The sequence below is a fragment of the Rhodococcus sp. NPDC019647 genome, assembly GCF_044389235.1.
Taxonomy (GTDB): domain Bacteria; phylum Actinomycetota; class Actinomycetes; order Mycobacteriales; family Mycobacteriaceae; genus Rhodococcus_F; species Rhodococcus_F oxybenzonivorans.
Map to the genome: position 1 here is coordinate 1 of NZ_JBIRXS010000032.1, position 23,274 is coordinate 23,274.

Annotated in this window: 20 protein-coding genes; 15 read left to right on the plus strand and 5 right to left on the minus strand. The window is 62.4% G+C overall.

What is annotated here, in order from left to right; translation table 11 throughout:
* A partial coding sequence (locus ACH49N_RS33125; RefSeq protein WP_358276976.1) for an SMP-30/gluconolactonase/LRE family protein occupies positions 1 to 812 on the plus strand: 812 nt, incomplete at its 5' end.
* A 131-nt stretch (positions 813 to 943) separates the two neighbouring features.
* Here the strand turns inward: ACH49N_RS33125 and ACH49N_RS33130 are convergent.
* A complete protein-coding gene (locus ACH49N_RS33130; protein ID WP_358276977.1) occupies positions 944 to 1,747 on the minus strand; it encodes an MBL fold metallo-hydrolase in 804 nt (267 codons plus the stop codon).
* Between the two features lie 11 nt (positions 1,748 to 1,758).
* Positions 1,759 to 2,229, minus strand: a complete 471-nt coding sequence (locus ACH49N_RS33135; RefSeq protein WP_358276978.1) for a grhN — start codon at positions 2,227 to 2,229, stop codon at positions 1,759 to 1,761.
* A 103-nt stretch (positions 2,230 to 2,332) separates the two neighbouring features.
* Here ACH49N_RS33135 and ACH49N_RS33140 point away from each other — a divergent pair, with 103 nt between their 5' ends.
* Together ACH49N_RS33140 and ACH49N_RS33145 are read left to right on the plus strand one after the other, a co-directional pair.
* Positions 2,333 to 3,478, plus strand: coding sequence for a LuxR C-terminal-related transcriptional regulator (locus ACH49N_RS33140; RefSeq protein WP_358277021.1), 1,146 nt, complete (start codon positions 2,333 to 2,335; stop codon positions 3,476 to 3,478).
* 225 nt (positions 3,479 to 3,703) lie between these two features.
* The gene (locus ACH49N_RS33145; protein WP_159922245.1) at positions 3,704 to 4,285 is read left to right on the plus strand and encodes a dihydrofolate reductase family protein; all 582 of its coding nucleotides are present in this window, start codon (positions 3,704 to 3,706) and stop codon (positions 4,283 to 4,285) included.
* Positions 4,286 to 4,316: 31 nt separating this feature from the next.
* Here ACH49N_RS33145 and ACH49N_RS33150 read toward each other — a convergent pair whose 3' ends face one another.
* Positions 4,317 to 7,628, minus strand: coding sequence for a protein kinase (locus tag ACH49N_RS33150; RefSeq protein ID WP_358276979.1), 3,312 nt, complete (start codon positions 7,626 to 7,628; stop codon positions 4,317 to 4,319).
* Between the two features lie 333 nt (positions 7,629 to 7,961).
* Between ACH49N_RS33150 and ACH49N_RS33155 the strand changes: the two genes are divergently transcribed.
* The 3 genes from ACH49N_RS33155 to fdhD all read left to right on the plus strand — a co-directional run bounded on the left by ACH49N_RS33155 (position 7,962) and on the right by fdhD (position 12,088).
* Complete coding sequence (locus ACH49N_RS33155) at positions 7,962 to 8,876, plus strand: LysR family transcriptional regulator (RefSeq protein WP_358276980.1); 915 nt, start codon at positions 7,962 to 7,964, stop codon at positions 8,874 to 8,876.
* 81 nt (positions 8,877 to 8,957) lie between these two features.
* On the plus strand, positions 8,958 to 11,261 hold the full coding sequence (locus ACH49N_RS33160; protein ID WP_358276981.1) for an FdhF/YdeP family oxidoreductase: 2,304 nt from the start codon (positions 8,958 to 8,960) through the stop codon (positions 11,259 to 11,261).
* Positions 11,261 to 12,088 carry a formate dehydrogenase accessory sulfurtransferase FdhD gene (gene fdhD / locus ACH49N_RS33165; protein ID WP_358276982.1) on the plus strand — a complete coding sequence of 276 codons (828 nt, stop codon included), beginning with the start codon at positions 11,261 to 11,263 and terminating at the stop codon, positions 12,086 to 12,088. Before ACH49N_RS33160 ends, fdhD begins: the two co-directional genes overlap by 1 nt.
* A gap of 34 nt (positions 12,089 to 12,122) precedes the next feature.
* Here the strand turns inward: fdhD and ACH49N_RS33170 are convergent, their stop codons facing one another.
* Together ACH49N_RS33170 and ACH49N_RS33175 are read right to left on the minus strand one after the other, a co-directional pair.
* Positions 12,123 to 12,476 carry a VOC family protein gene (locus tag ACH49N_RS33170; RefSeq protein WP_358276983.1) on the minus strand — a complete coding sequence of 118 codons (354 nt, stop codon included), beginning with the start codon at positions 12,474 to 12,476 and terminating at the stop codon, positions 12,123 to 12,125.
* 344 nt (positions 12,477 to 12,820) lie between these two features.
* Complete coding sequence (locus tag ACH49N_RS33175; RefSeq protein ID WP_250768245.1) at positions 12,821 to 13,408, minus strand: TetR/AcrR family transcriptional regulator; 588 nt, start codon at positions 13,406 to 13,408, stop codon at positions 12,821 to 12,823.
* Between the two features lie 362 nt (positions 13,409 to 13,770).
* On the opposite strand from ACH49N_RS33175, the gene ACH49N_RS33180 reads away from it, so the two are divergent.
* The 9 genes from ACH49N_RS33180 to ACH49N_RS33220 all read left to right on the plus strand — a co-directional run bounded on the left by ACH49N_RS33180 (position 13,771) and on the right by ACH49N_RS33220 (position 23,271).
* On the plus strand, positions 13,771 to 14,964 hold the full coding sequence (locus ACH49N_RS33180; RefSeq protein ID WP_358276984.1) for an LLM class flavin-dependent oxidoreductase: 1,194 nt from the start codon (positions 13,771 to 13,773) through the stop codon (positions 14,962 to 14,964).
* Positions 14,961 to 15,827: an enoyl-CoA hydratase/isomerase family protein gene (locus ACH49N_RS33185; RefSeq protein ID WP_358276985.1), complete on the plus strand. Its 867-nt coding sequence runs from the start codon at positions 14,961 to 14,963 to the stop codon at positions 15,825 to 15,827. Before ACH49N_RS33180 ends, ACH49N_RS33185 begins: the two co-directional genes overlap by 4 nt.
* Positions 15,828 to 15,830: 3 nt before the next feature.
* Complete coding sequence (locus ACH49N_RS33190) at positions 15,831 to 16,625, plus strand: enoyl-CoA hydratase/isomerase family protein (protein ID WP_358276986.1); 795 nt, start codon at positions 15,831 to 15,833, stop codon at positions 16,623 to 16,625.
* A gap of 10 nt (positions 16,626 to 16,635) precedes the next feature.
* Positions 16,636 to 17,502, plus strand: a complete 867-nt coding sequence (locus ACH49N_RS33195) for a branched-chain amino acid ABC transporter permease (protein ID WP_162603223.1) — start codon at positions 16,636 to 16,638, stop codon at positions 17,500 to 17,502.
* The gene (locus ACH49N_RS33200; RefSeq protein WP_159922225.1) at positions 17,499 to 18,488 is read left to right on the plus strand and encodes a branched-chain amino acid ABC transporter permease; all 990 of its coding nucleotides are present in this window, start codon (positions 17,499 to 17,501) and stop codon (positions 18,486 to 18,488) included. Before ACH49N_RS33195 ends, ACH49N_RS33200 begins: the two co-directional genes overlap by 4 nt.
* Positions 18,488 to 19,273 carry an ABC transporter ATP-binding protein gene (locus tag ACH49N_RS33205; RefSeq protein ID WP_358276987.1) on the plus strand — a complete coding sequence of 262 codons (786 nt, stop codon included), beginning with the start codon at positions 18,488 to 18,490 and terminating at the stop codon, positions 19,271 to 19,273. Before ACH49N_RS33200 ends, ACH49N_RS33205 begins: the two co-directional genes overlap by 1 nt.
* On the plus strand, positions 19,260 to 19,979 hold the full coding sequence (locus tag ACH49N_RS33210) for an ABC transporter ATP-binding protein (RefSeq protein ID WP_358276988.1): 720 nt from the start codon (positions 19,260 to 19,262) through the stop codon (positions 19,977 to 19,979). The genes ACH49N_RS33205 and ACH49N_RS33210 overlap by 14 nt, the downstream gene beginning before the upstream one ends.
* 224 nt (positions 19,980 to 20,203) lie before the next feature.
* Positions 20,204 to 21,361, plus strand: coding sequence for an ABC transporter substrate-binding protein (locus ACH49N_RS33215; RefSeq protein WP_358276989.1), 1,158 nt, complete (start codon positions 20,204 to 20,206; stop codon positions 21,359 to 21,361).
* 26 nt (positions 21,362 to 21,387) lie between these two features.
* Complete coding sequence (locus ACH49N_RS33220) at positions 21,388 to 23,271, plus strand: AMP-binding protein (RefSeq protein ID WP_358276990.1); 1,884 nt, start codon at positions 21,388 to 21,390, stop codon at positions 23,269 to 23,271.
* Positions 23,272 to 23,274: the final 3 nt, after the last annotated feature.

Sequence of the window (23,274 nt, forward strand, 5' to 3'; positions counted from 1 at the left end):
GCAGACCAGCGGTCACCGCATGCCCGCAACTGCCCATACATCCACTCGCCCGGCCGGAACGGGCTTCGGCATCACGTCGGTGGATTCAGGCTAAAGTGCCCGGACGACCGTCCGGACTCGGTTTCCTTCCCGACGGGACACCTCTTGTCGTCTCGCAGAACGAGCGGTCGGTGTATCGCATCACCGCCGGCGGCAAGCTCGAGCAGTATGCCGACTTCAGCGCACTGGCTGGAGGGATCGGCAACGACCTGTACGTTGCACCGGCGGGCGACGCCTATGCCGGCAATTTCGGATTCGCGCTCGGCGAAGAGGATCCGAAGCCGACACACCTCGTCCACATCCGTGCCGACGGCAGCGTCTCGCAGGTTCCTGGAGATCTGATCTTCCCCAACGGCTGTGCACGTACCCCCGATGGCACCCTGCTGGTCGCGGAAACCTTCCCGCACCGCATCAGCGCGTTCGACATGGCGGAAGATGGCGGTCTGACCAACCACCGAGTATGGGCTCAGCTCGACGAGTCGTTTCATCCCGATGGCATCGCCCTGGATAGTGACGGAGGCCTCTGGTTCGGGAACGCGTTGACCCTCGGTGCCGACAGTGGCTTCTATCGGGTCGTCGAAGGCGGCCAGATCACCGATAAGGTCGAGGTCACCGACACGTGGGCAGTGGCGTGCGCATTCGGCGGAGAGAACCTCGACACCCTCTACCTCTGCTGTAATACAACGACGCTCGAAGAGTTTCACGAAGGACGCTCGACCGCTCATGTGGCCGTCGCGCGGGTCGGGCGCACCGGAGTTCCGGCGTCCATCTGAACGTGAGGTGACAGGCGTCTGCCCACACCGTCACAGATTTCGGTGCGCGACCTGGCCGAGCACATCGTGGTGGAAACCGCTTCACCTGTTCCTGCTTGCCGGCGTCGGCCGCGAACAAGCCCGGAGGACTCTCAGCGAGCGGGTTCGAATCCGGCCAACATTTGTTCGAGTGCGGCCTGGTCGGGTCCGACGAAGGCATCAGCCTGTGGCGCGGTGGCGAGCATGTCGAGATACTCCGCGGTGCGCCCGTCCGCCGGGGGCAGGTGAGTGCTGAGGAGTCGCCGGGGTTCGAGAGCGCTCAGGGTTGACACGGTGGCCAGGAATTTGTCCTGGTCCACCGTGTGAACCCAGGGGCTGTCGACGGCGGCCCACAGGTGCTGGGCAGCGCGCACCGTGGTCGGCGTGCAGTAGCCGATGTCGTCGGCGGTGGCGAGTTCCGCGGTCTCCATCGGCGCCCCGAAGCAATCCGACGAGAAGTAGGCCTTACTGCGGTCGTCGTAGAAGCCGACCGTGCTGGGATTGTCGAACAGCGGCGGACGCAACGCCGTCAGCGTCCGATCGCCGACGTCGAGGGATTGACCCGGATTGAGCAGATAGACCCGGTCCATCGGCACGGGCCGTGCGCACGACATGATGCCTACGCCCGCGAAGGTCGTGATCAGGCGGGCGCGCGGCGCCGCGTCGAGCAGGTCGAACAGCGCGCCGGTGTGATCGCGGTCCGGATGCGTCAGCCAGATCCACTCGACGTCCGCGGCGTCGAGCACCGATCCCAGGGCGTCCATGAACCCGCGTCCGGGCAGACTCAGTCCGGTGTCGACAACGACGGGTTCGGCGGCGTGCAGAACGTACGCGTTCACCGGCAGGTGTCCGATCCCCGGTACTTCCAGTTCGTCGCTGAGAGCAGTAATGTCACGTCGGATCCTGTTGATACGCATAAGAACTCTCCTCAGTCATCATAGTCGACGCGGATCAGTGACCTGGCGATCGTGGCCAGTTCGGCTTCGGTCGGCTCGTATCCTCGCGGAACCTTCAGCCCGAGTTCGAACGGGGTGGCCCCGTCGTCGAGAGCTGCCCGGAATGCGGCGCCTGCCTCGGCGGGGGTGGACTCGAGTAGCAGGGCCCGCCCCCGGCGGACACGGCCCCGGTGGGTGACCGTCACGGGTGCACCGCCGGCGAAGTTGCGCCGCCACGGACGCTCGGTGAAGACGAGTGTCTGACCGTCGACGTCGTGCAGGCATACCGGCACCCGCAGGGTACGCCCGGTACGACGGCCGGTGAACTCGATCAGTCCTTGGCGCCGGATGCGCCGCCCCAGTGACCGGGTTGTGAGGACCCGCCGGATCAACGGATTGACCAGCCGCATCAATTGGGGCGGCGGCGGGCTCAGCCGCACATTCGTGGTATCGGTTTTGGACATGTCACCGACGCTAGGCCCGACGCGGAGGGGGCACCATTCCACAATTCTGGTATATCCGATTGCCGATCCGCGCTCGTACGATTGACTCGTGAGCGTGGATTCCGTGCAGTGCGCGGTAGACAAGGTCGCACGATTGTGCGCCGCCCCACGCGGGCTGGTCTCGCTGTGGCGGGACGCGTCGGCCGTCGTCGCCGGGGTCGTCCCGTACTACTGGACGCCGTGCTGGTTCACCCTCGACCCCGTGTCCTTGCTGATGACCAGTCATTATCACTTCGGCATGGACGAGTTCCCCGGGGAATGGCTGGCCGCGGAGTACTACGAGGACGACTTTCAGTCCGTCCCCGACGTAATGCGTTCCGCCGCTGGGCTTTCCACCTTGCACGAAGCGGCGCATGGTGATCCGTCGGGAAGTCCGCGCTGGCGCCGGAGCCGGACGCTCGGCGGCGACCAGGAGCTGATCGCACGGTTACGCACGCGCTCGGGAGAAACGTGGGGAGCGCTGAGCCTCTATCGCGACGAGGGAATGCCGATGTTCTCCGAAACCGAGAAGTCGTTCGTGAAGGAGATCGCGCCGGTCCTCGCGGGTGGTGCCCGCCGCGCACTGCTGTACGGGCAGGCCGAGGAACCGGAGTATGCCGATTCGCCGGGTCTGCTCGTTCTCGACGAGAACTGGAACATCGAATCCGCGACGCCCGGGGTCGACCGGTGGATGGTGGATCTTCCGGGTGGGAATTGGGATCGGGGCGAGTTGCCGGCCGCGGTGATCACGCTCGCCGGTCGTGTGTTGCGGTGTGTGGAAGACCGCGACCGGCTGGGCGACGTGGCCATCTCGCGGGTGCTGTCGCGGTCGGGTGCGTGGTTGGTGCTGCACGGTGCATGCCTGACGTCGACGGGCAGGCGGCGGATCGCGGTGATCGTCGAGCCGGCGCATCCGAGTCGTCTGTATCCGCTGCTGATGTCGGCGTACGGGCTGACCGAGCGGGAGAAGGAGGTCACGTCGATGGTGTTACAAGGGGCGTCGACTTCGCAGATCTCCGCCGAGCTGCACGTGTCGGCGCAGACCGTGCAGCAACATTTGAAGAGCATCTTCGACAAGACCGGCGTGCACAGCCGACGGGACCTGGTCGGCAAGGTGTTCTTCCATCACTACGAGCCGCGGTTCCGTGACAACGAGAAACGCACGCTCGACGACCGACCGCTCCGGGGTGGCCCCTGGCCCACGGATCGTCGGCGCCGCACAAATCAATAGCCGAACCCCTTCTAATAAGCCAAAAAATCTCGTTCGTAATCCAAGCGCGATCTCGAGAGCGGTGCTGCGGTGGATCTCCTCAATGGTCTTCCGCGCCTCCTGCCGCGCCGTACCGATCCGGCGCGACACTCATTCGCGTGGCCGCTGCCAGGCGATTGATTTCTTACAAGAGCGACAGCTCACGACCCGCTACATTTGGGAAACCCCAAAGCAGAGGAGTGCCCCATGGGCAAGGTGGTCATGTACAGCTCGGTGTCGGTGGACGGCTTCATCGCGGACGAGAACGACCAGCCCGGACCGCTGTTCGATTGGTTGTCCAGCGGTGACGTCCCGTTGGACGAGAGCGGCGAGATCAAGATGTCGCAGACGTCCTACGACTACACCCGGCCGTACTGGGACCAGATCGGGGCGACAATCGTCGGCCGCCACGTCTTCGACATGACGGACGGCTGGGACGGCAAGCCTCCGGGCGGAATCGACCACGTGGTCGTTGTGACGCACCGGCCGATGCCCGAGGGCTGGGACCGCGAGGCGCCGTTTCACTTCGTCGACGGCATCGACGCAGCCGTGGCCAAGGCCCAGGAGCTCGCGGGTGACCGCATCGTCGAGGTCGCCGCCGGCGACGTCGGTGGCCAGGTGCTTGCCGCAGGTTTGGTCGACGAGGTGCGCATGGACGTCGCACCCGTGGTGTTCGGGTCCGGCAAGCGTTTCTTCGGATCGGTCCACGCGCAGCACCTGTTGGAGGATCCTGACGTGGTGATTCAGGGCAATCGGGTGCTTCACCTGCGCTATCGGGTGCGCCGTTGACCGATCTGAGCGGGTACGCGGAGCTCACGAGTCAGAGTTGTTCGCCTTGGGTCTGGTCAACGAACCAGGCCGCGATCTGTGCTCGTGAGGTGAATCCGAGCTTGCTCAGGATGTGTTCTACGTGGCCCTGGGCGGTACGGTCCGAGATGACGAGACTCTTTGCGATCGCCCTGTTGGTCAAACCCTTTGCTACCAGGTCGGCGACCTGCCATTCACGTTTGGTCAGGTTCGTCGCGATACCGGCGGGCCGCGTCGTTGTGTCCCTGGGCTGTTCGTTCAGGGCATACACAATGGCATCGTGAGTTCCGAGCGCGCGCCCTTCCCGATGGGCGGCTTGAAAGGCGCGCTCACCGAGTGTATGGCGAATCCGGCGCTTGTTCTTTTCATGGTGGACGAGGAGGTGGGGGAACATCACCGTCGAGCTGCCCACGGTGTGCCCCAATTCCTCGGCGGCGCCCATCAGCACCGCGGCACGCTGTGCATGGCGCTCGTCGCAGAGCCACGCGAGGGATTCCAGACACACGGTGACGGTAATTTGGTCGTCCGCCAGTCGCCCGAGACGCAAACTGTCTTCAAGCAAGCGAGCGGCACGATTCGAATCTCCCTGCTGCCAAACCCCAACACCCATGGACCACAACGAATACGAGCGATATATCGACTCGCCCAGAACGTCCGTCATCGCGATAGCCCTCTCATGACACGCCATCGCCCGCGGAATGTCCCCACGCAGTCCATATGCCATACCCAGTAGATACTCAACTGCAACCTTCCGATGGTCATCGTTCAGTGTCGCGTACATGGTGCGGGCTTCTTCCAGAAGTCCGCTCGCGCGCTGGAGGTCGCTGTTGTTGAGCGCGAGTAGCCCTTCTGCTTGGGCAACGAGTGCATGCGTCATCGGGTCGTCGATCTGCTCAGCCAAGGATCGCCCCTCCTCGACCAGTGCAGTCGCAGCGGGGAGGTCGCCCTGAAGTTCGGACAGCACGCTGCTGTAGTACAGGGCTTTGACTCGTGTCGCGGTGGGCTGCCGGGGATGGCAGGCGAGGGCTCGGTCGAGCCAGTATCGTCCCTCGGTGAGCTTGCCGCGGGTAAGCCAGAAGGGATACAGCGCAGCTGCGATCCGCAGCCCGGCCTCGGGGTCGGTATCGCCTACCTCGGATAGGCACAGCGTCATCGCCTCACGCAAATTCGACTCCTCGCGCCCGAGCCGTGCGATCCATTTCAACTGCTGCGAACTGACCCACTCCGCTTCCGCTGTCAGTGCCAGCTTCTCGTACCAATCCCGGTGCCGCGAGCGTAACGCCTGGTAGTCACCGGACTGCTCTGCTTTGTGTCGGCCGTAGTCACGTACCGTCTCGAGAAGGCGGAAACGGACCACTCCGCCCGGAGCCTCCCTGATGAGGATCGACTTGTCGACCAACGCTGTGAGCACGTCGAGCAGATCCTCAGGAGCCTCCTCCCCCAAGCAAATGCCTTCCGCCGCGTCCAATTCGAAGCTCCCGGCGAATACCGACACGCGTGCCCACAGCTGCCGTTCCGAGGAACTGCACAGGTCGTAACTCCAGTCCATCGACAACCACAGCGTCTGTTGGCGCCTCGGCGCACCGCGACGTCCCAGGGTGAGCAGTTTGTACCGGTCATTCAGTCGCTCGGCCATTTGGTCGGCGGACATCGCCCGCAACCGCGCGGCCGCCAACTCGATCGGCAGGGGTAGACCATCAAGTGCCCGGCAGATCTGCGCTACCGTGATCCGGTTTTCCTCGGTCAACTCGAACCCGGACACCGCAGCGGCGGCACGTTCCAAGAACAGCGTCACGGCGTCGTACTGGGAAAGCCCGCGCAGAGACGACTCATCGTCCGCCTCGGGAATCGTCAGCGGCGGTACGCGCAGCACCGCTTCCCCTTCGATACCGAGGGCCTCCCGGCTCGTGGCCAGAATCCGCAGCTCGGGACAGGTCCGAAGCAGTTCCCCGGCGAGCGTGGCGACTGCATCCACCAAACGCTCACAGTTGTCCAGAACGAGCAGAAGGTTGCGTGTGGCGAGGAACTCCGCAATTACGCGTTCAAGCGGTCGTGCCGAGCGATGATGTATTCCGACCGCCGCAGCGACCGCATCCACGAGCAGTGACCGCTCGTTCAGTTCGCCTAGCTCGACCAACCTCACACCGCCGCTGAACCCGCGCCGCGCCTCCGTCGCAACGCGTAGCGCAAGGCGCGTTTTGCCGACCCCGCCGATCCCGGTCAAGGTGACCAGGCGGGAAGTAGACAACTTCGCCTTGGCGTCGGTCAGCTCGCGACGGCGGCCTACGAAGCTGGTGAGGTCCGACGGAAGATCTCCCGCCGCTCCCCATGTTGACGGCGGGATCGCGTTGTGGAGGAGGCCGGCGGTGGAGCGGCGACGGGCTCTTGGTTGGTCTTGTGCGGAGCGCTTCGCGCCTCGTTCGGCGAGCAGGTCCATCTCTTCGACCGGAAAATCGTGAGCGAGCTGACTCCGGCGTAGTTCGTCACCGAACTGCGCCGCGCTGAGGGGACGCTCCCGCGGATTTGCTGACATCGCGTGTTCGATGGCCGCGCTGACATCATCCGGAAGTCCCTGCTCGCGGAGATCGGGTACCGGTTGGGTAGTGATGCGAATGAACTGTGCGACTATTTGCTCGCCGCTGTGACGTTCAAAAGCTGCGTGCCCGGTTACGGCCGAGAACAAGGTTGCGCCGAGACTGTAGATGTCTGAGGCCGCGCTGGGCGGCTCCTCTCCCTCGAGCACCTCGGGGGCTGTGAAAGCCGGGGATCCGGTGAGAATGCCCGTCGAGGTCTCGAATCCCCCAGCAAAATGAGCGATGCCGAAGTCGGTCAGGGCGGGCTCGTCGTAATCGGTGATCAGGATATTCCCCGGCTTTACGTCTCTATGGAGGATGCCGAGCCGGTGCGCGGTCTCGAGCGCGCCGGCCAACTTCACGCCGAATCGCAGAGCCTCGTCCAACTCGAGTCGGCCATGCCGACGGATTCGGGTGTCCAACGAACCGTGCGAGTGGTATTGCATCACGATGTAGGGCCGACCACTGGTTGTGGTTCCAATGTGGAGCACGTTAGCGATGTTCGGGTGACCCGTAAGGCGGCCCATCGCCCGCTGCTCTCGAAAGAACCGTGCCCGGTTGTCTTTGTCCAGATTGGCGGTGAGGACCTTCACCGCGACAGTGCGGTCCAGCGAGGGTTGCCCACAACGGTAGACAAGACCGAAGCCGCCACGTCCGATTTCGTGGACCTCCGTAAACCCTGCCGTGGTCAACTCCGCAACGACGGCGGACGCCACGTCACGCTGAGTCTCGAGTGGATCACCAGTTGCCATGCGCAGCTGGCGATTCACTCGATCCGGCGGTACCCCAAAGACACAGCATTTCTTTGTCCCTCAATGATCTGAATTCAGGGTAACGCCACCTGCCACCGAGTCGGGGCAATTGTATTGATCGAATCGTCGATACCGACCGTCTGGTCCCGTTGCAGTGGCCTGGGGAGGCCTCACCACGATCCACGAAACGGTCAGAACGACAGGGCGTAGACCCTGGCCAGCGATGCGAGAGAGGTGACCCTGACACCAAACGACGCATCCGGTACTCGGCTGTCGGGCCGCAGAACTTCGCCGCCTCCTCCGGGGAGCGAGACGGGATGAGAAGATTATGCTGTGCAGTTCCGGCAGCTCGAGTACCTCGTCGTCCTCTCGCGTGAGAAGCACTTCACTCGCGCAGCGGATGCATGTGCTGTCTCTCAACCGGCTTTGTCGGAGGCGATCCGCAAACTGGAGATCGAACTCGATCTGCCGCTGATCGTTCGAGGCCGCAAGTTCGAGGGCCTCACAGTGGAGGGCGAGCAGATCGTACGTTGGGCTCAGAGAATTCTCGCCAACCAGGAATCACTCCTACACGAGGCCGCCAGCCTACGGTCGGGCGTCACCGGCACCCTCCGAATAGGGGTCATTCCCACCGCATCCGCGACAGTCGCCGACCTGTCGAGCCCATTGTGTCTGCGGCATCCCCTCATCACGGTGCGTCTCGCCGAAGACCTGTCCTCGAGCGAGATCACAGCTCGGCTCGATCGCTTCGAGCTCGACGGTGGCATCACTTACCTCGACGACGACATCGCCCTGCGCTACCACACTTTCCCGCTCTATCGCGAGCGATACGCACTCTTGACCGCCGACGACCCGGCCCTCCCGCGCCGCGCCCACATCTCCTGGAGCGAAGCGTCGACGTTGCCGATGTGCACATTGCCGTCGATCATGCGCGGCAGGCGCATCCTCGACGACTATTTCGCCGACGACGGAGCCGTCCACACCGCACAAGTCGAAACCGATTCCATCGCTTCCCTCTATGCCCACGTCAAGACCGGGCAGTGGGCTGCAGTCGTGCCTCAGGTGTGGTTCAAAGTATTCGGTGAACCACCCGGCCTCCGGTCCACTCCACTCATCGAAGGTCGCACAGCTCCAGTGGTCGGGTTGATCACCCGCGCAGAAGGCCCGTCGTCCCTTCTCGTTCAGGCTCTCGAAGCGACGGCTTCAGTCCTCGACCAGACATCATCGGCAACGCCTATCGACCAGTAGGACGGGCATCTTGGACACCACCCATATCCGTGGTGCATCCTCGACCGACTGTCTGTAAACCTGGGGAAGGCTGCACTGCTGATGGCGCGTCGAGACGACTACGAATACGACGAGCACAGCATCGTCGTGACGAAGAACAAGCAGTACGCCGCAGGCGTACCGGCGGTGCTCGTATCACTTCAACGCGGCATGTCACAGATGGGTGCGACGCGCACCGCTGCCACTCTCGCCAAACTCAATCAGCGCAAAGGCTTCGACTGTCCGGGCTGCGCGTGGCCGGAAACACCCGGCCACCGCAAGCACGCCGAATTCTGCGAGAACGGCGCCAAGGCCGTCGCCGAAGAAGCCACCAAGCGGACCGTCGGCCCAGCCTTCTTCAACGCACACTCCATTGACGACCTCCTCGGCCGCACCGAGTACTGGCTCGGACAGCAGGGACGCCTCACCCACCCCATGGTGCTACGCCCAGGCGCCACACACTACGAGCCAATCGAATGGGATGACGCGAACCGCATCATCGCAGACGAACTGAACGCGCTGGGTAGCCCACATGAGGCGATCTTCTACACCTCCGGCCGAACATCCAATGAAGCAGCGTTCCTCTACCAGTTACTGATTCGCTCCTTCGGCACCAACAACATGCCCGACTGTTCGAACATGTGTCACGAATCGTCCGGCAGCGCACTGACCGCCTCGATCGGCATCGGCAAAGGATCGGTATCCGTTCCGGATATCGAGAACGCCGACCTCATTCTCATCGCCGGCCAGAACCCGGGCACCAACCATCCACGCATGCTCTCCACACTCGAAAAAGCCAGATCCAACGGCGCCCGGGTTATCGCCATCAACCCGCTTCCCGAAGCCGGACTGCTGCGGTTCAAAGACCCACAGAAGGTTCATGGTGTCATCGGCGACGGAGCCGCGATCTCCGACGACTTCCTGCAGATCCGCATCGGCGGCGACATGGCCCTCTTCCAGGGGCTGGCCAAACTGCTCGTCGCCGCCGAGGACGCCGCGCCAGGCACCGTCCTCGACCGACGCTTCATCGACCGCCACACCGCGGGGTTCGACGCTTGGCTCGATCACATCCGCAGAGTCGATCTCGGCACGGTCGTCGACGCCACCGGCCTGACAATCGAACAACTCCACGACACAGCGCAGGCCCTGATCGAGTCGAACGCCACCATCATCTGCTGGGCGATGGGACTGACCCAGCAAACACACGGTGTTGCCACGATCGAAGAAGCCGTGAACCTGCTGCTGATGCGCGGCATGATCGGTAAATCCGGAGCCGGGGTATGCCCCGTCCGCGGGCACTCCAACGTCCAAGGCGACCGCACCATGGGCATCTGGGAGAAGATGCCAGAATCGTTCCTCGCCGCCCTCGACACCGAATTCGGCATCACCTCACCACGAGAACACGGGCTCGACGCCGTCGACTCCATCCGCGCCATGCGCGAACGGCGAGCCTCGGTGTTCATGGCAATGGGTGGCAACTTCGTGTCCGCCACGCCGGACACCGACGTCACAGAGGCCGCCCTCCGGAACTGTTCGCTCACCGTCCAGGTGTCCACCAAACTTAACCGCAGTCATCTCGTTCACGGCCGCACCGCACTCATTCTGCCGTCGCTCGGACGCACCGACAAAGACGTCCAGGCGACTGGTAAGCAGTTCGTGACCGTCGAGGATTCGATGTCGATGGTCCACCGTTCCCGCGGAAGTCTTACCCCGTCGAGCATCCACATGCGCTCCGAAGTTGCCATCGTCTGCGGCATCGCCGAGACGTTGTTCGGCCCCGGCCATCCCGTGCCGTGGACGTCGTTCACCGCCGATTACGACCTCATCCGGGATGCGATCTCGCGCGTCGTGCCCGGCTTCGACGGCTTCAATACCAAGGTCCGACAGAAGGAGGGGTTCGGACTCCCCCACCCGCCGCGAGACTCACGCACGTTCCAGACGGAGACCGGTAAAGCGAACTTTGCCGTCAACGACCTCGTGTGGCTACCTGTCCCGCCTGGCCGACTCATGTTGCAGACCATGCGAAGTCACGACCAGTACAACACCACCATCTACGGTCTCGACGACCGCTACCGCGGCGTCAAAGGCGGCCGGCGAGTTCTGTTCGTCAACACCCGCGACATCGAAAAACTCGGATACCGAGACGGCGACCACGTCGACTTGATTTCCGAATGGAAGAACCGGAGCGGGAACGTCGAAGAACGACGAGCCGACAACTTCCGACTCGTCGCCTACCCCACACCTGTCGGCAACGCCGCCGCCTACTACCCCGAAACCAATCCCCTCATTCCCCTCGACCACGTCGCAGACAAATCCAACACGCCCGTCAGCAAAGCCATCCTGATTCGGCTCGAGCACCGACCCTGATGGGACGCATCACTACCCGTCGCCCCATCGTGCGCGTGCGTGGACCGAACTCCACAACTCGGCCCGACACACTCGTCGTCGAGGAACCACTCGAAATCCGTGTCGGAGGCTCCCCACTCGCGGTCACCATGCGCACCCCAGGCCACGATGTCGAACTCGCGCACGGCTTCCTCCTCACCGAAGGAGTCATCAACAGCGTTGACGACGTCGCTTCGGCCCGCTACTGCGACGGAGTGGACGACAACGGCCTCAACACCTACAACGTCCTCGACATCACCCTCACCGTTGGCATCCCCCCACCCCAACCCGGTGTCGAACGCAACTTCTACACAACCTCCTCATGTGGAGTTTGCGGGAAAGCATCACTCGACGCCGTTCGCCTCGCGACGGTCCATTCCCCGGCCGAGGACACCGCCACGGTGCATGTCGATGTTCTGGCGACACTGCCCGACCGACTACGCCAGTCGCAGAGAGTATTCGACAGCACCGGTGGTTTACATGCAGCCGCACTTTTCGATCAGTACGGGCAGTTACTCGCCCTCCGCGAGGACATCGGCCGACACAATGCCGTAGACAAGGTCGTCGGCTGGGCAATCGCTCAACACCGCATCCCCTGCCGGGGCAGCATCCTCATGGTCAGCGGTCGCGCCTCGTTCGAACTCGCCCAAAAAGCCGCAATGGCAGGCATACCCATACTTGCCGCTGTCTCCGCGCCGTCGTCGCTCGCTGTCGACCTCGCAGACGAAACAGGACTGACACTCGTGGGGTTTCTTCGCGGCCAGAACATGAACCTCTACACCCACACCCATCGGGTAATACAAGGCTGACCATGTGCAATGCGCGGGCCCCGACAGTCCAGTACTACCGGGTAAGCGGGCTGTAGAAGACCAAGCCGTTGCCGTTATTGTCGTAGACCACTGCACGGCGTTCGTGTCCGTGGTCATACGGGCCTCCCACAATGCCACCGCCGTTGGCTTCCACGGCCTTCGCCGCACTGTCGACGTCGGCGGTCCTTATGCCGACGACAACTTGCCCCGGCATGGGGTGGTCGACCGCAGTCGCCAACGCGACGGTGATAGTCCCTCCATCCAGGGCCGCGAAACGGTCCCCGTCGCGGAACTTCAACGGCATTCCCAGAGTCTCGCAGTAAAACCGGACCGATTCGTCCAAGTTGTCGGTTGACAGGACGATCATTCGCACATCATGCTCGCTCAATTGAGTCTCCCCGTAAATCGGATTGCAGGACCGGCCAGGCGCTTCCGCACGGAAGGGCGCGGATCCTGTCATTGCGCGACCCCGGGCCGGCGTCACTGCTCCGATCCACGTGCCGCATTGAGGATCGCGCAGTCTGCTGCAGTATTCGACTGTGCAACAGTGTATTTAAATATTTGAGGTCGAGACTGGTGCGACCGACACAGGCGGATGTCGCCTTCGCTCGATCGTCGACGATCAAGCCCCGTTCAACCAGGGTATCCGATTGAACGGGGTCTATTTACAGGCCAGTACCGGATGCTATCGCCACGTTCCGTAGGCGCCTGATCAATCCGGCAGGTCCGCCATCACTCGGCCCGAGGAGAGGTCAATGCCTGGACCGCCGCAGTTGACATTGTCTTGACGATCGACTCCTGGTCAAGACCTTTATTGAGCGTGGGTACGGTATTCAACATCGAGAACACCGCCTGCGTAAGCAGGCGTACCTCCGGATCCGACAGCTCTGGCCGCAGCAGCGACACTGTCGAAATCCACTCCTCGGCGTACATATTCATCGCTCGTCGAATGCGCCGGCGATCCGTTTCGGGAAACGCGTGCTCGTTCTTGAGGAAAATCAGCGTTGTCGGAGCCGCAGACAGGACCGACCTGATGTGGAATTCGACCATGGCGTCCAGCGCAGCACGCGGATCGGGTTCCGACTCCACCGTCGCCCGGGCGGACTGATGGAGAAACTCCAACGGATTCTCCACCACTGCGATGAGGAGGGCCTGCTTGTTCTGGAAGTGACGATAGAGCCCGGGAGCGGAGATTCCTGCCTTCGCGCAGATCATCTCGACCGTAACCGAGTCGTAGGGTTGGTGCAGGAACAGATCGGCGGCGACCTCCAGCAGCAGCTCCCGGCGTGACCGGCGAACCGTTGGCGCGGCTGACGGCATCTGATCAGCCTTCATGGTTCACGACAGCAACCGGGCAACCTGAGAAATCTGAGAAATCTGAGATCAACACATACCGAGTCGCACACCGCCTGCAAGCGTCGCTCGCATCCACCTTGATCAGCTCCATGCGACCAATAGTAACACGCATTAACACAATCGGACAGCGATCGGACACCTGTCGATGCTAGCTGCGGGCCCACGCTCCGCGCGCGACCGCACACTTTTGCATCTGACCAGCGATATTGCGAGCCGTGGCGAGTGAAGGTGCCCAAATGCCCGCCGAGTGTTGACAAGCTCACACTCTCGTTCTACGTTAATGCTCATTCACGTTAATGCGCATTCACACACGAAAGGTTGTGGCCATGCGATTCATCTTCATGAGCGAGGGCGAAACGCCCCCAGGGCATACCCATGAGCACCGTTACCGGGAGCTCGTCGACGAGGTCCTCCTCGCCGAAGAGGTGGGTTTCGATGCGTTCGGCACCTCTGAGCAGCACGTGGCGATTGGCACGGCGACGACGTCCGCGCCGGAGGTCCTCTATCCGTACTTGATGGCGCTGACCTCACGCATTCGGTTCGTGCACCTGGTGACCCTGTTGCCCACGCGCATCAACCACGCGCTTCGGGTCGCCGAGAGGCTGGCCACCGAAGACATTCTGTCCAACGGCCGCGTGGAACTCGGTGTCGGCCGAGGCAACACCACCCTTGCACTGCGGGCCTTTGAGGTTTCACCGACGGAAAACAAGGCCCAGCAGATCGAGGGGCTCGAAGTCATTCGACGCGCGCTGCACAACGACGTCTTCTCCTTTGTGGGCGAGCACTACAAGATCCCACCACGAAGCCTCGTACCCAGAGGAATTCAGACTCCCTATCCTCCGATCCACATGGCGACCGGGAGTCCCGAGTCTGTTCGAACTGCGGCGGAGCTCGGCGTCGGCGCGATCGTCGGAGGCTTCTACCTGGGCTTCGAATTCCTCGAGAATATGCTGCGTATCTACGATGACGCTCTCGACGGCGCGACGCACACCTACCCAGTGCAGGCACAAAAGCTCGTTGCAGTCGGCGGCGGTATGCATTGCGCAGAAACACGCGACGAAGCCGTCACATGGGCGAGGAGCCTCACAGAATCGGTCGCGCTATCGACCGACGCGTACCAACGCCTCTCGAAACTCTCCGATGACTACCAGTACATGGGAGCCGTCAAGCATCTGGACTTCAACGATGAGCGCTACATGTTCGAGGACTCCTCCGGCTTCATCGTGGGCGATCCCGACGACTGTGTCGCCCAGGTACAGCGATTCGCCGACTTGGGCGCCGACTCGCTCGTTATGCGCATCGACGGGCTGCCTCACAAGGAATTGATGAAGTCGATCGAACTTTTCGGCAAGTACGTAATCCCCAAGTTCAAGAACCCCCGCGCTGTGGTGCGCACCCCTGCCGCGGTTCTGGACGATATTCGCACCGCCCGGCCGGCCCACTACGCCGAGGTCGAAGCGTTCGAAAGTGCACAGAAAGAAACAACCGGAAACAGCGTCGAGGTAGGAGAAGCACGATGAGCACATTGGCCACGGATGACATCTTCAGCCGATACCCGAAGGAGATCTTGATCGAGCGCAAGCCGAACGGGGTACTCCTCATCACCATCAATCGTCCCGAGCGACTCAACTCCCTGACGCTGCCGATGTTCAAGCATCTGTCCGAAATCTGGGAGGACGTCGACCGAGACCCCCACACGCGTGTGGCTGTCATCACCGGCGCCGGCCGCGGATTCTGCACGGGCATGGACGTACGCGAACCAGACCCTACTCTGGATGACGCGATCGAACTCATGGAGGATGAGCGGCGGCGGATTACGACCCTCCTGAACATGGACAAGCCTCTCATCTCCGCGATCAACGGACCAGCGGTGGGCTGGGGTTTGTCGATGGCACTGCTCGCGGATATCAGCGTAGCTGCTGAAGACGCCTTGCTTCTGGACGGCCATACCCGCATCGGAGTGGTCGCCGGCGACCATTCTTCCCTGATCTGGCCGCTGCTGGTCGGCATGGCCAAAACTAAGTACTACCAGCTGACGTCAGCAAGCCTGACCGGCGCGGAGGCCGAGCGGATCGGCTTGGTGAGCCTCACTGAACCGAAAGGCGCCGTGCTCGAACGCGCCTTGGCGATCGCCGATGACCTTGCCCAGGGCTCGCAGCAGGCAATCCGCTGGACGAAGCGTTCACTGAACTCTGGTTGGCTGACCAACGCCCTTCCGCAGCAGGAATTGTCGGCGGCGTTGGAAACCCTCAATTTCGCCGGCGCAGACTACGCCGAGGCCCGACAAGCCTTCCGCGAAGGGCGACCGGCCCGATTTCCCTCCGCCCGCCGAGATGACCACCTCGTTGTTGGTTCCCCGGCGACGCAAGAAGTTGCCGGGTGAAGCATGAGAGGGCCTGAGACCACACAGACCGCCGGGTTCACCGCCGCGGACTATACGGGTGTCCTTGTCGTCACCTTGGACCGGCCGCCGGCAAACGCATTGAACCGATCAGCCATTCGCAATCTCGCGGCGCTGTTTGCCGACCTCAGCGAGATGCGTGAAGCACCCCCGGTCGTCCTCACAGGCCAGGGAGAACGATTCTTCTGCGCCGGAGGCGATATAAAAGAACTCGAACAAGCACTCCAACAAGAGTTGGACGCCCGGATGCGGGAGTTTCACTCGCTACTTGTAGCAATGGACAGGTACCCGCGACCGGTGATCAGCGCGATCAACGGTCACTGTGTGGGCGGTGGCATGGAGATTGCTCTGTTCGCCGATACCGTGCTGGCCGTCCACGGTGCGCGTTTTGGATTCCCAGAGATCAATCACGGCCTCCTACCGGCCGATAAGGGTATTCAGCGTGCCGCCCGACTACTCGGAGCACGTACCGCGAGGCGACTGCTGTTGTCGGGGGAACTATTCGATGCTGAAACCGCACTGGAGATCGGTCTCGTCGATGTCCTCGCGGACCCCGCAGAGCTTGTCGCTGCGGCTGTCGCATCGGCGCGTGAGGCCGGGGCCAAGGCACCCGTGCTCTACGGCGCATTGAAACGCAGTGTCAACGATTCCGACGACACCCGCGACGAGGTCTCCCTGCATCGCACACTTGGGTCTGCCGCCGAGTACTTCGATGACCCCGTCGCCCGTGGACTACGAGATAGCTGGAACGGCAGTCGCACTCGAGGAGGTCAGGGATGAGGGTGGAGTCATGTTAGCCGTCCTTGTTGCAGGCCTGGTCAGCGGTGCGGTTCTGCTGCTCGCGACCGTGGGCTTCGAATTGGTGCGCCGGGTGGAGGGCTTCCTGAATATCGCTCTGCCCCAGCTGATCGTGCTCAGTGGGTTCAGCGCGTACGGGTTCAACGTGCTGCTCGGGTTTCACTGGATAGTCTCGTGTCTCGCGGCGATCGCCGTCACGACGGTGGCGGGCGTCGTATCAGCTCGGCTGATCTTCTGGCCGATGCGCGGGCGTCCGCACTATATTCCCATGATCGCATCAGTCGGTCTCGCGTTCTTCATTCACGCAATGATCGAGGTCTTCACGGGGTACGGCGTAAAGACACTCGACGTCCCTCTTCAAGAGACCTTCCGTATCGGTGGGATTGCCGTGGCCGGCATCGATCAGGTCGCTGTAATCGTCATTGCCGCTCTGGTGGTCATGGCACTGCACTTTTGGCTGTCGAAGTCCTACAGCGGACGGGCGTTGCGCGCGATGGCCAACAATCAGGCACTGGCTCAGATTCGCGGTGTCAACACCACTTATCTGCAATACATCACCTGGGCGGTAGCGAGTGCGCTGACTGCGCTGGCGGGAACGCTCATCGCCTTGACCGCACGCATTTACCCTGAGCTCGGCTGGGATCAGGTGTTGATCATCTCCGCCGCCGCAATCATCGGTGGTCTCGGCAGTATCTACGGCGTGATGCTCGCGGCAGTCCTCGTCGGTCTTACGTCAAGTCTCGCGACCCTTGTCATTCCGTCCGAATACACCCAGATGGTTGTGTTCGCGGTGATCGCCTTGGTCGTATTCATCCGGCCTGAGGGCCTTTTCAGCGGGCCGAAGGAGCGTGTCGCATGAGCACTCTGCTGATTCTTGGCGGACTGATCACTCTAATGGGGATCTACGCCGTCGCAGCCCTGGCACTGAACCTTCAGTTCGGCGTTGGCGGGATGGTGAATTTCGGTGTGGCGGCATTCTTCGGTGTCGGCGCCTATGCCTACGCACTCACCGTCCTGCCGGCACCATCCGGATCGTACACATACCTTCTCGGGCTCGGTTTGCCGTGGTGGGCGGGCGCAATCATTGGTGGTCTCGTATCAGCTCTGCTCGCGTTCGTTGTCGGAAGTGGCCTGCTGAAGGTCGGTGGGGAGTACCTCGCCGTTGTCTCGCTTGCGCTTGCCGAGGTGATCCGCCAGTTGTTCATCAACCAGCCGGCGATCGCCAATGGGGCGCGCGGGCTGCTGAACGCGCCGGTGCCCAGCCTCGATATCGTCCCGGGTCGAGCGCAGGTGTTGTTCGTCGCTGCGATCGTTGTGGTTGTTCTAGGAATCAGCTTCTTGCTCTTCCGGCGGGTGACTCGGTCGGCGTTCGGCCGAAGTCTGCTCGCGATCAACCAGAACGAAGCGGTGGCCCGTTCGCTTGGTGTGAACGTCTACGCGGTCAAGCTCAAAGCTTTCGTCTTTGCGGCGTTCTTCATGGGTCTGGCCGGGGTGATGTATGTGTGGTATCTGTCGATCCTTACTCCGACTTTCTTCAACGTGAATATCACCTTCACGGTCTTCATTGCTCTGATTATCGGCGGGACAGGCAGCAATGTCGGCGCGGTTCTTGGTGCGGTTGTTCTGTTGGGCCTGCGGGAGGGCCTCACATACATTCAAGTGGACTTTATTACACCGGAGCTGCTGGCCAGCCTTCAGGACGCACTGCAAGGTTTGGTCCTCATTGTGATACTCCTGTTCTGGCCGGGTGGCCTCTTCCGGCCGCGACTGTCCGTCTACCCGCCACCACGCTCCCCCTCCGTGACACCTGCTGTGTTGGCGACTTCTGTGGCAGGTGGTCGCTGATGACTGCACCGAATCCCTTGCTCGAAGTGAAGGGCGTTGTGAAGAGCTTCGGTCAGCTCCGGGCGCTCGACGGTGTCGATATGACCGTTAGCCGGGGCAAGGTTACAGGAGTCATTGGGCCAAACGGCTCCGGCAAAACCACCCTGTTCAATGCAGTCTCCGGTTTCCTGAAGCCTGATGCAGGCGCGGTCGTGTTCGACGGGCGTGTCGTGACAGGGGCTCCGACGCACCAACTTGCGCGGATGGGTCTGAAGCGCACGTTCCAGAACACTGCTGACTTCACTGACATGTCGGTCGTGCAGAATTTGCTCACCTCTGTGCGCACTGTGCCGGGCGAGCGCCTCTCGCGCCTCTTCACGTCTCCGCGCGCGATCTCGGCGAGTGAGCGCAGCCTGGTCGACCGTGCATGGATTCTGCTTGATCGTCTGGGTTTGGTCGAATTGGCGAACGTCCGGGCGGGAGATCTGTCGATCGGCCAAGGCCGCCTACTGCAGATCGCCCGGCTGCTCATGGAACCGCCGTCGCTGTTGATGCTCGACGAGCCGTCCTCGGGCCTGAACCCCGACGATCAGGACCGCTTATCTGCGACAGTGCGTCAGCTGCGCGATGTAGAGGGCGTCACGGTGCTCGTCATCGAGCACAACATGTCCTTCATGAACGCAATCTCCGATGCGCTCTACGTCATGCACGACGGCCATGTCATTGCAAGCGGCCCACCGGCGGACGTCATCCGCGACCCCCTAGTTATCGAAACCTATCTGGGAGTACGCCGTGCCACTGCTTAATGTCGAAAACCTCACCAGCGGCTACGGTCGAAACAACATCATCCGGGGCATTTCCCTTGGCGCAGAAGAAGGGTCGATTACAGCCATCATTGGCCCTAATGGAGCCGGCAAGACAACCCTCGTGCAGACCATCGCCGGGGTAGTCGATGCACGCGGCGGGAGCGTCAGACTTGATGGCGAGCACCTCGGTGGGATGTCCGCCCGCGAGCGCGCACGCCGTGGCCTCGGATATACACCTCAGCTGCGCAACGTTTTCGGTGCACTATCCGTCGAGGACAATCTGGAAGTTGTCACCCGCGCGATGCGATTGCCTCATGATCGCGTGGACGAGGTTTTCGAACTGTTTCCGATCCTCGCAGAGCGCCGAAAGCAGCGATCCGGAACGCTGTCCGGCGGACAACGCCAGCAGCTCGCAATCGCTTCCTCGCTGCTCATGCGACCACGGCTGTTGATCCTCGACGAACCCACCACCGGTCTAGCGCCCCAGATTGTGGATTCGCTCATCGAGCAGATCTGCGTCATCGAGCGCAGCGGGACCGGCGTCTTATGGATTATCGAGGAGCATCCCAGCCAGATCCTGCCGCTGTGCGAACGCGTATTTCTCATGGAATCGGGCCAAATTCATCACGAGGCAAACGGGCCGCAACTGCTAGCGGATCCGGGCTTCGCCGAGATGTTCCTGGGCGCTCGAATCCCACAGGCGTGAGCAGCACGCATGCCTACCGCAATCGCGGAAGAAAAGCAGGCTTCACTCTCCTCGCTTCTACCAGAGAAAGTCCGACCCCCAAAGCAGCAGTTCACAGGAGATTTTGAGCGATGAAAGTACTCAGAACAACAGCAGGCAAGGTATCGATCGCATGCGTCGTCATGGCGACGGGGGCAGTGCTCACAGGTTGCGGCGACGGTGGAGGGGCGTCGGGCGGAACCACGGTGATCGGTGTGGCCGCGCCGCTATCAGGCGAAGCGGCGGTCTTCGGCGGGCCTGTCGATTCGATCACCCGAGCAGTAGTGAACCATGTCAACAAGCGCGGCGGCATCAATGGGACGACCCTCGAGGTTGTGAGCGAGGACGAGAAGTTCAACGCCGAGGATGGAGTCCGCGCCGTCACCAAGCTCATCAATAAAGACGACGCGCAATTCATCGTGGGACCGACGTCATCGACGTTCATGGCGACGCTCAGCCAGGCAGAACGCAGCGAGGTTGCGATCGCGTCTCCGTACTCCGGCATCGTCGAGTACGACGACCAGGCCAATCCCTACACCTTCCGCACTATTGGTCCGGACACTTTCGATGGCCTGGCGGTCGCGAAAAACCTCTGGGACAACGGCATCAAGACCCTGTCCATACTCTACGAAAACTCCGACTCAGCGCGAAGCACGTCGAGCTGGTTGGAGGATTATTACACGAAGCTCGGTGGCAAGGTGGTGGCGAAGGTCGCTTTCAACGGCGGACAGAGTTCCTATCTGCCGGAGGTGCGCAGCGCCTTTGAGCCTCAACCCGATATGGTGTTCCTCGCCGGCTCCGTGGAGCCCGCTGTGCCGATCGTGCGCGAGTGGGCGCGGTCGGGGTTACCTGGCAAATGGGCATTTATCGCAGAGTTGACCTTCCCCGTGCTACTCGACGAGGTCGGGGCCCAATACCTCGAAGGCGCGTACGGTCAGTCCGCGGTCGCGGCAGACTCGCCGTCCGTCGCGGGGATGCGCGATGTGCTGGTCGAGGAGTATGGCGTCGAGCAAGGTGCGGCCATCGCTCAGCAGCCCACGGCGGCCATGGCATACGACGCGATCGTTTCGGGACTCTTGGCGATGGCCGCCGGCGGCGAGGCCACCGGCACGGCGATTGCCGAGAACCTCCACAACGTGACTGATTCCGGCGGCACGCCGGTGTTCTCCCTGGATGAAGGCCTGGATCTCCTGGCCAAAGATGAAACGATCGACTATCACGGTGCCAGCGGTCCCGTCAATTTCAACTCGACGAACACTGCGGTGCCCGACTACGGGATTTATCAGGTAGTCGACGGGAAGTGGGAGGTAGTCAAGCGCTACACGGGCACCGAGATCAACGACTTAGCTGAGGAATTGCAGTGACCATGGAGATGGAGAACACTGTTTCAATGAGTTCGCGTGAGGGCGGCAGGGATGGAATACCGGTACTGCGCAGCGTCTCGGGATTCGAGGCCGTGGATCGCACCTTCGCCCAGATGTTGTGCGACCGCGCCGAGCGCGAACCGGACACGGTCGCATTCTGCAGCTGGGTTGAGGGCGCTGCACGCCCGACCAGCTGGAGCGAGTATCTAGAGGAAGTGCGGGCGACCGCACTGGGCCTCCATGATCTCGGGGTGGCGCCGGGCGACCGGGTGGCCATCATGTCTTCTACCCGCCGAGAGTGGGTTGTGGCGGCACTCGGGATCCTGAGTGTGGGTGGCGTCCCGGTCGGGGTATACCCCACAAGCTCGACCCCTGAGGTAGAGCACGCACTCGAGAGCAGCGGCGCGACCGCGATCTTCGCCGAGGGCACGTCCGATATCGCGAAAGTTGCTGCGGTCGCCCCCAAGTTGCCGCACTTACGTGCAACTGTCAGTTTCGATGCCGAACCGGCAGACCTGCCGGAAACGGTCAAAGCAGTACATTGGGAGTCCTTACTCGCCGTCGGAAGCGCTCGGGCTGTGGCTGAGCCGGAACTGTTCTCGCTTCTTGTCGAAGCGGGCGACATCGACCAGCTGGCCGCCCTGTTTTACACCTCAGGATCCACTGGAGCGCCGAAGGGCGTGAGACACACGCACCGCACACTCCAGTACTCGGTACTTGGTTTCGCAATGTCCTACCCCGAGATCGGCAGGTCCCGGCACGACCTCGTGGGATTCCTCGGACTTTCACATGTTGCGCCGGCTCTGATCGGAGTCTTCGCGCCGATAATGACCAGGCTCGTCGTCACCTACTGCACCATGGATCAACGGGTCGAAGCGCTCTGCGGGGTGCGGCCAACTGCTGTCCTGTGGCCGCCGAGGATGCACGAGAAGCTCGCCAGCGAAATACTGCAGGCGCTTGCCGAGTCCGGCAGAGCTTTCCGCTTCGGATACGCGATTGCGATGAAGGTCGCGCGCAGGGTCAGCGATTTACGCTGGCGTGGGCGACAGGTCCCAAGGTACCTCGAAGTCCCCTACGGCGTGTGCCTGAAATACGTGTTTCTGCCACTGCGGGCGAAAGTCGGCATGGATCGCATCGAGGTGAGCTGGACAGCCTCCGGAAGCATGGCCCCCGACGTGACCGCGCTCTGGCATATGTGGGGTCTCGATCTTCGCGAGCTTTTCGGTACAACGGAAACGTGTGGCTCCGTGATCGCCCAGTGGGATCGCGCCTTTCCAGCGCCGGGAACCATTGGAAAGGCCATGCCCGATCCCCGGTGGGTTGTCCGTGTGTCCCACGAAGGCGAGTTGCAGGTGCGCAGCCCATGTCTCTTCGACGGCTACTGGAACAATCCGGAGGCGACGGCCTCGGCGCTGGAGGAGGGGTGGTACCGCACAGGCGACCTTGTCGAGCAGAGCTCCGATGGCGAGGTGAAGATCATCGGGCGAATGAAGGATGTCCTCAAGACCAGTGGCGGCAAGAGCGTCAGCCCGCAGCCGATAGAGGTACGGCTCAAGGCGAGTCCGCTCATCGACGAGGCGATCGTCGTGGGCGAAGGCCGCAAGTACCTCACCGTACTGCTCAGCGTCAGCGACGAGGCGCAGGCAATGACTCGGGATGACCGCGATGCTGCTCTGACCCGATGGATCGACGAGGTCAATTCCGAACTCGCCCGCCCGTTGCAATTGAAGAAGTTCCGGGTTCTGCCGCGGGCGCTGTCAGCGGCAGCGGGAGAGCTGACGGCCAAAGCCACTATCCGACGCTCTAACATCCTCGCCTCCTTCACCGATCTCGTCGACGAGATGTACGACGCAGGCGAGCAGGACGAGATTGCCCGCCAGGCCCGATTTGCCAGGCCGGATCGCAAGTAGGTG

What these genes read in the sequence shown, in the direction of transcription:
- ACH49N_RS33175 (WP_250768245.1), bottom strand. Translation starts at nt 13,408, where the DNA reads ATGCCGTCAGCCGCGCCAACGGTTCGCCGGTCACGCCGGGAGCTGCTG.
- ACH49N_RS33150 (WP_358276979.1), bottom strand. Translation starts at nt 7,628, where the DNA reads ATGGCAACTGGTGATCCACTCGAGACTCAGCGTGACGTGGCGTCCGCC.
- ACH49N_RS33180 (WP_358276984.1), top strand. Translation starts at nt 13,771, where the DNA reads ATGCGATTCATCTTCATGAGCGAGGGCGAAACGCCCCCAGGGCATACC.
- ACH49N_RS33130 (WP_358276977.1), bottom strand. Translation starts at nt 1,747, where the DNA reads ATGCGTATCAACAGGATCCGACGTGACATTACTGCTCTCAGCGACGAA.
- ACH49N_RS33135 (WP_358276978.1), bottom strand. Translation starts at nt 2,229, where the DNA reads ATGTCCAAAACCGATACCACGAATGTGCGGCTGAGCCCGCCGCCGCCC.
- ACH49N_RS33195 (WP_162603223.1), top strand. Translation starts at nt 16,636, where the DNA reads ATGTTAGCCGTCCTTGTTGCAGGCCTGGTCAGCGGTGCGGTTCTGCTG.
- ACH49N_RS33190 (WP_358276986.1), top strand. Translation starts at nt 15,831, where the DNA reads ATGAGAGGGCCTGAGACCACACAGACCGCCGGGTTCACCGCCGCGGAC.
- ACH49N_RS33220 (WP_358276990.1), top strand. Translation starts at nt 21,388, where the DNA reads ATGAGTTCGCGTGAGGGCGGCAGGGATGGAATACCGGTACTGCGCAGC.
- fdhD (WP_358276982.1), top strand. Translation starts at nt 11,261, where the DNA reads ATGGGACGCATCACTACCCGTCGCCCCATCGTGCGCGTGCGTGGACCG.
- ACH49N_RS33200 (WP_159922225.1), top strand. Translation starts at nt 17,499, where the DNA reads ATGAGCACTCTGCTGATTCTTGGCGGACTGATCACTCTAATGGGGATC.
- ACH49N_RS33145 (WP_159922245.1), top strand. Translation starts at nt 3,704, where the DNA reads ATGGGCAAGGTGGTCATGTACAGCTCGGTGTCGGTGGACGGCTTCATC.
- ACH49N_RS33205 (WP_358276987.1), top strand. Translation starts at nt 18,488, where the DNA reads ATGACTGCACCGAATCCCTTGCTCGAAGTGAAGGGCGTTGTGAAGAGC.
- ACH49N_RS33160 (WP_358276981.1), top strand. Translation starts at nt 8,958, where the DNA reads ATGGCGCGTCGAGACGACTACGAATACGACGAGCACAGCATCGTCGTG.
- ACH49N_RS33185 (WP_358276985.1), top strand. Translation starts at nt 14,961, where the DNA reads ATGAGCACATTGGCCACGGATGACATCTTCAGCCGATACCCGAAGGAG.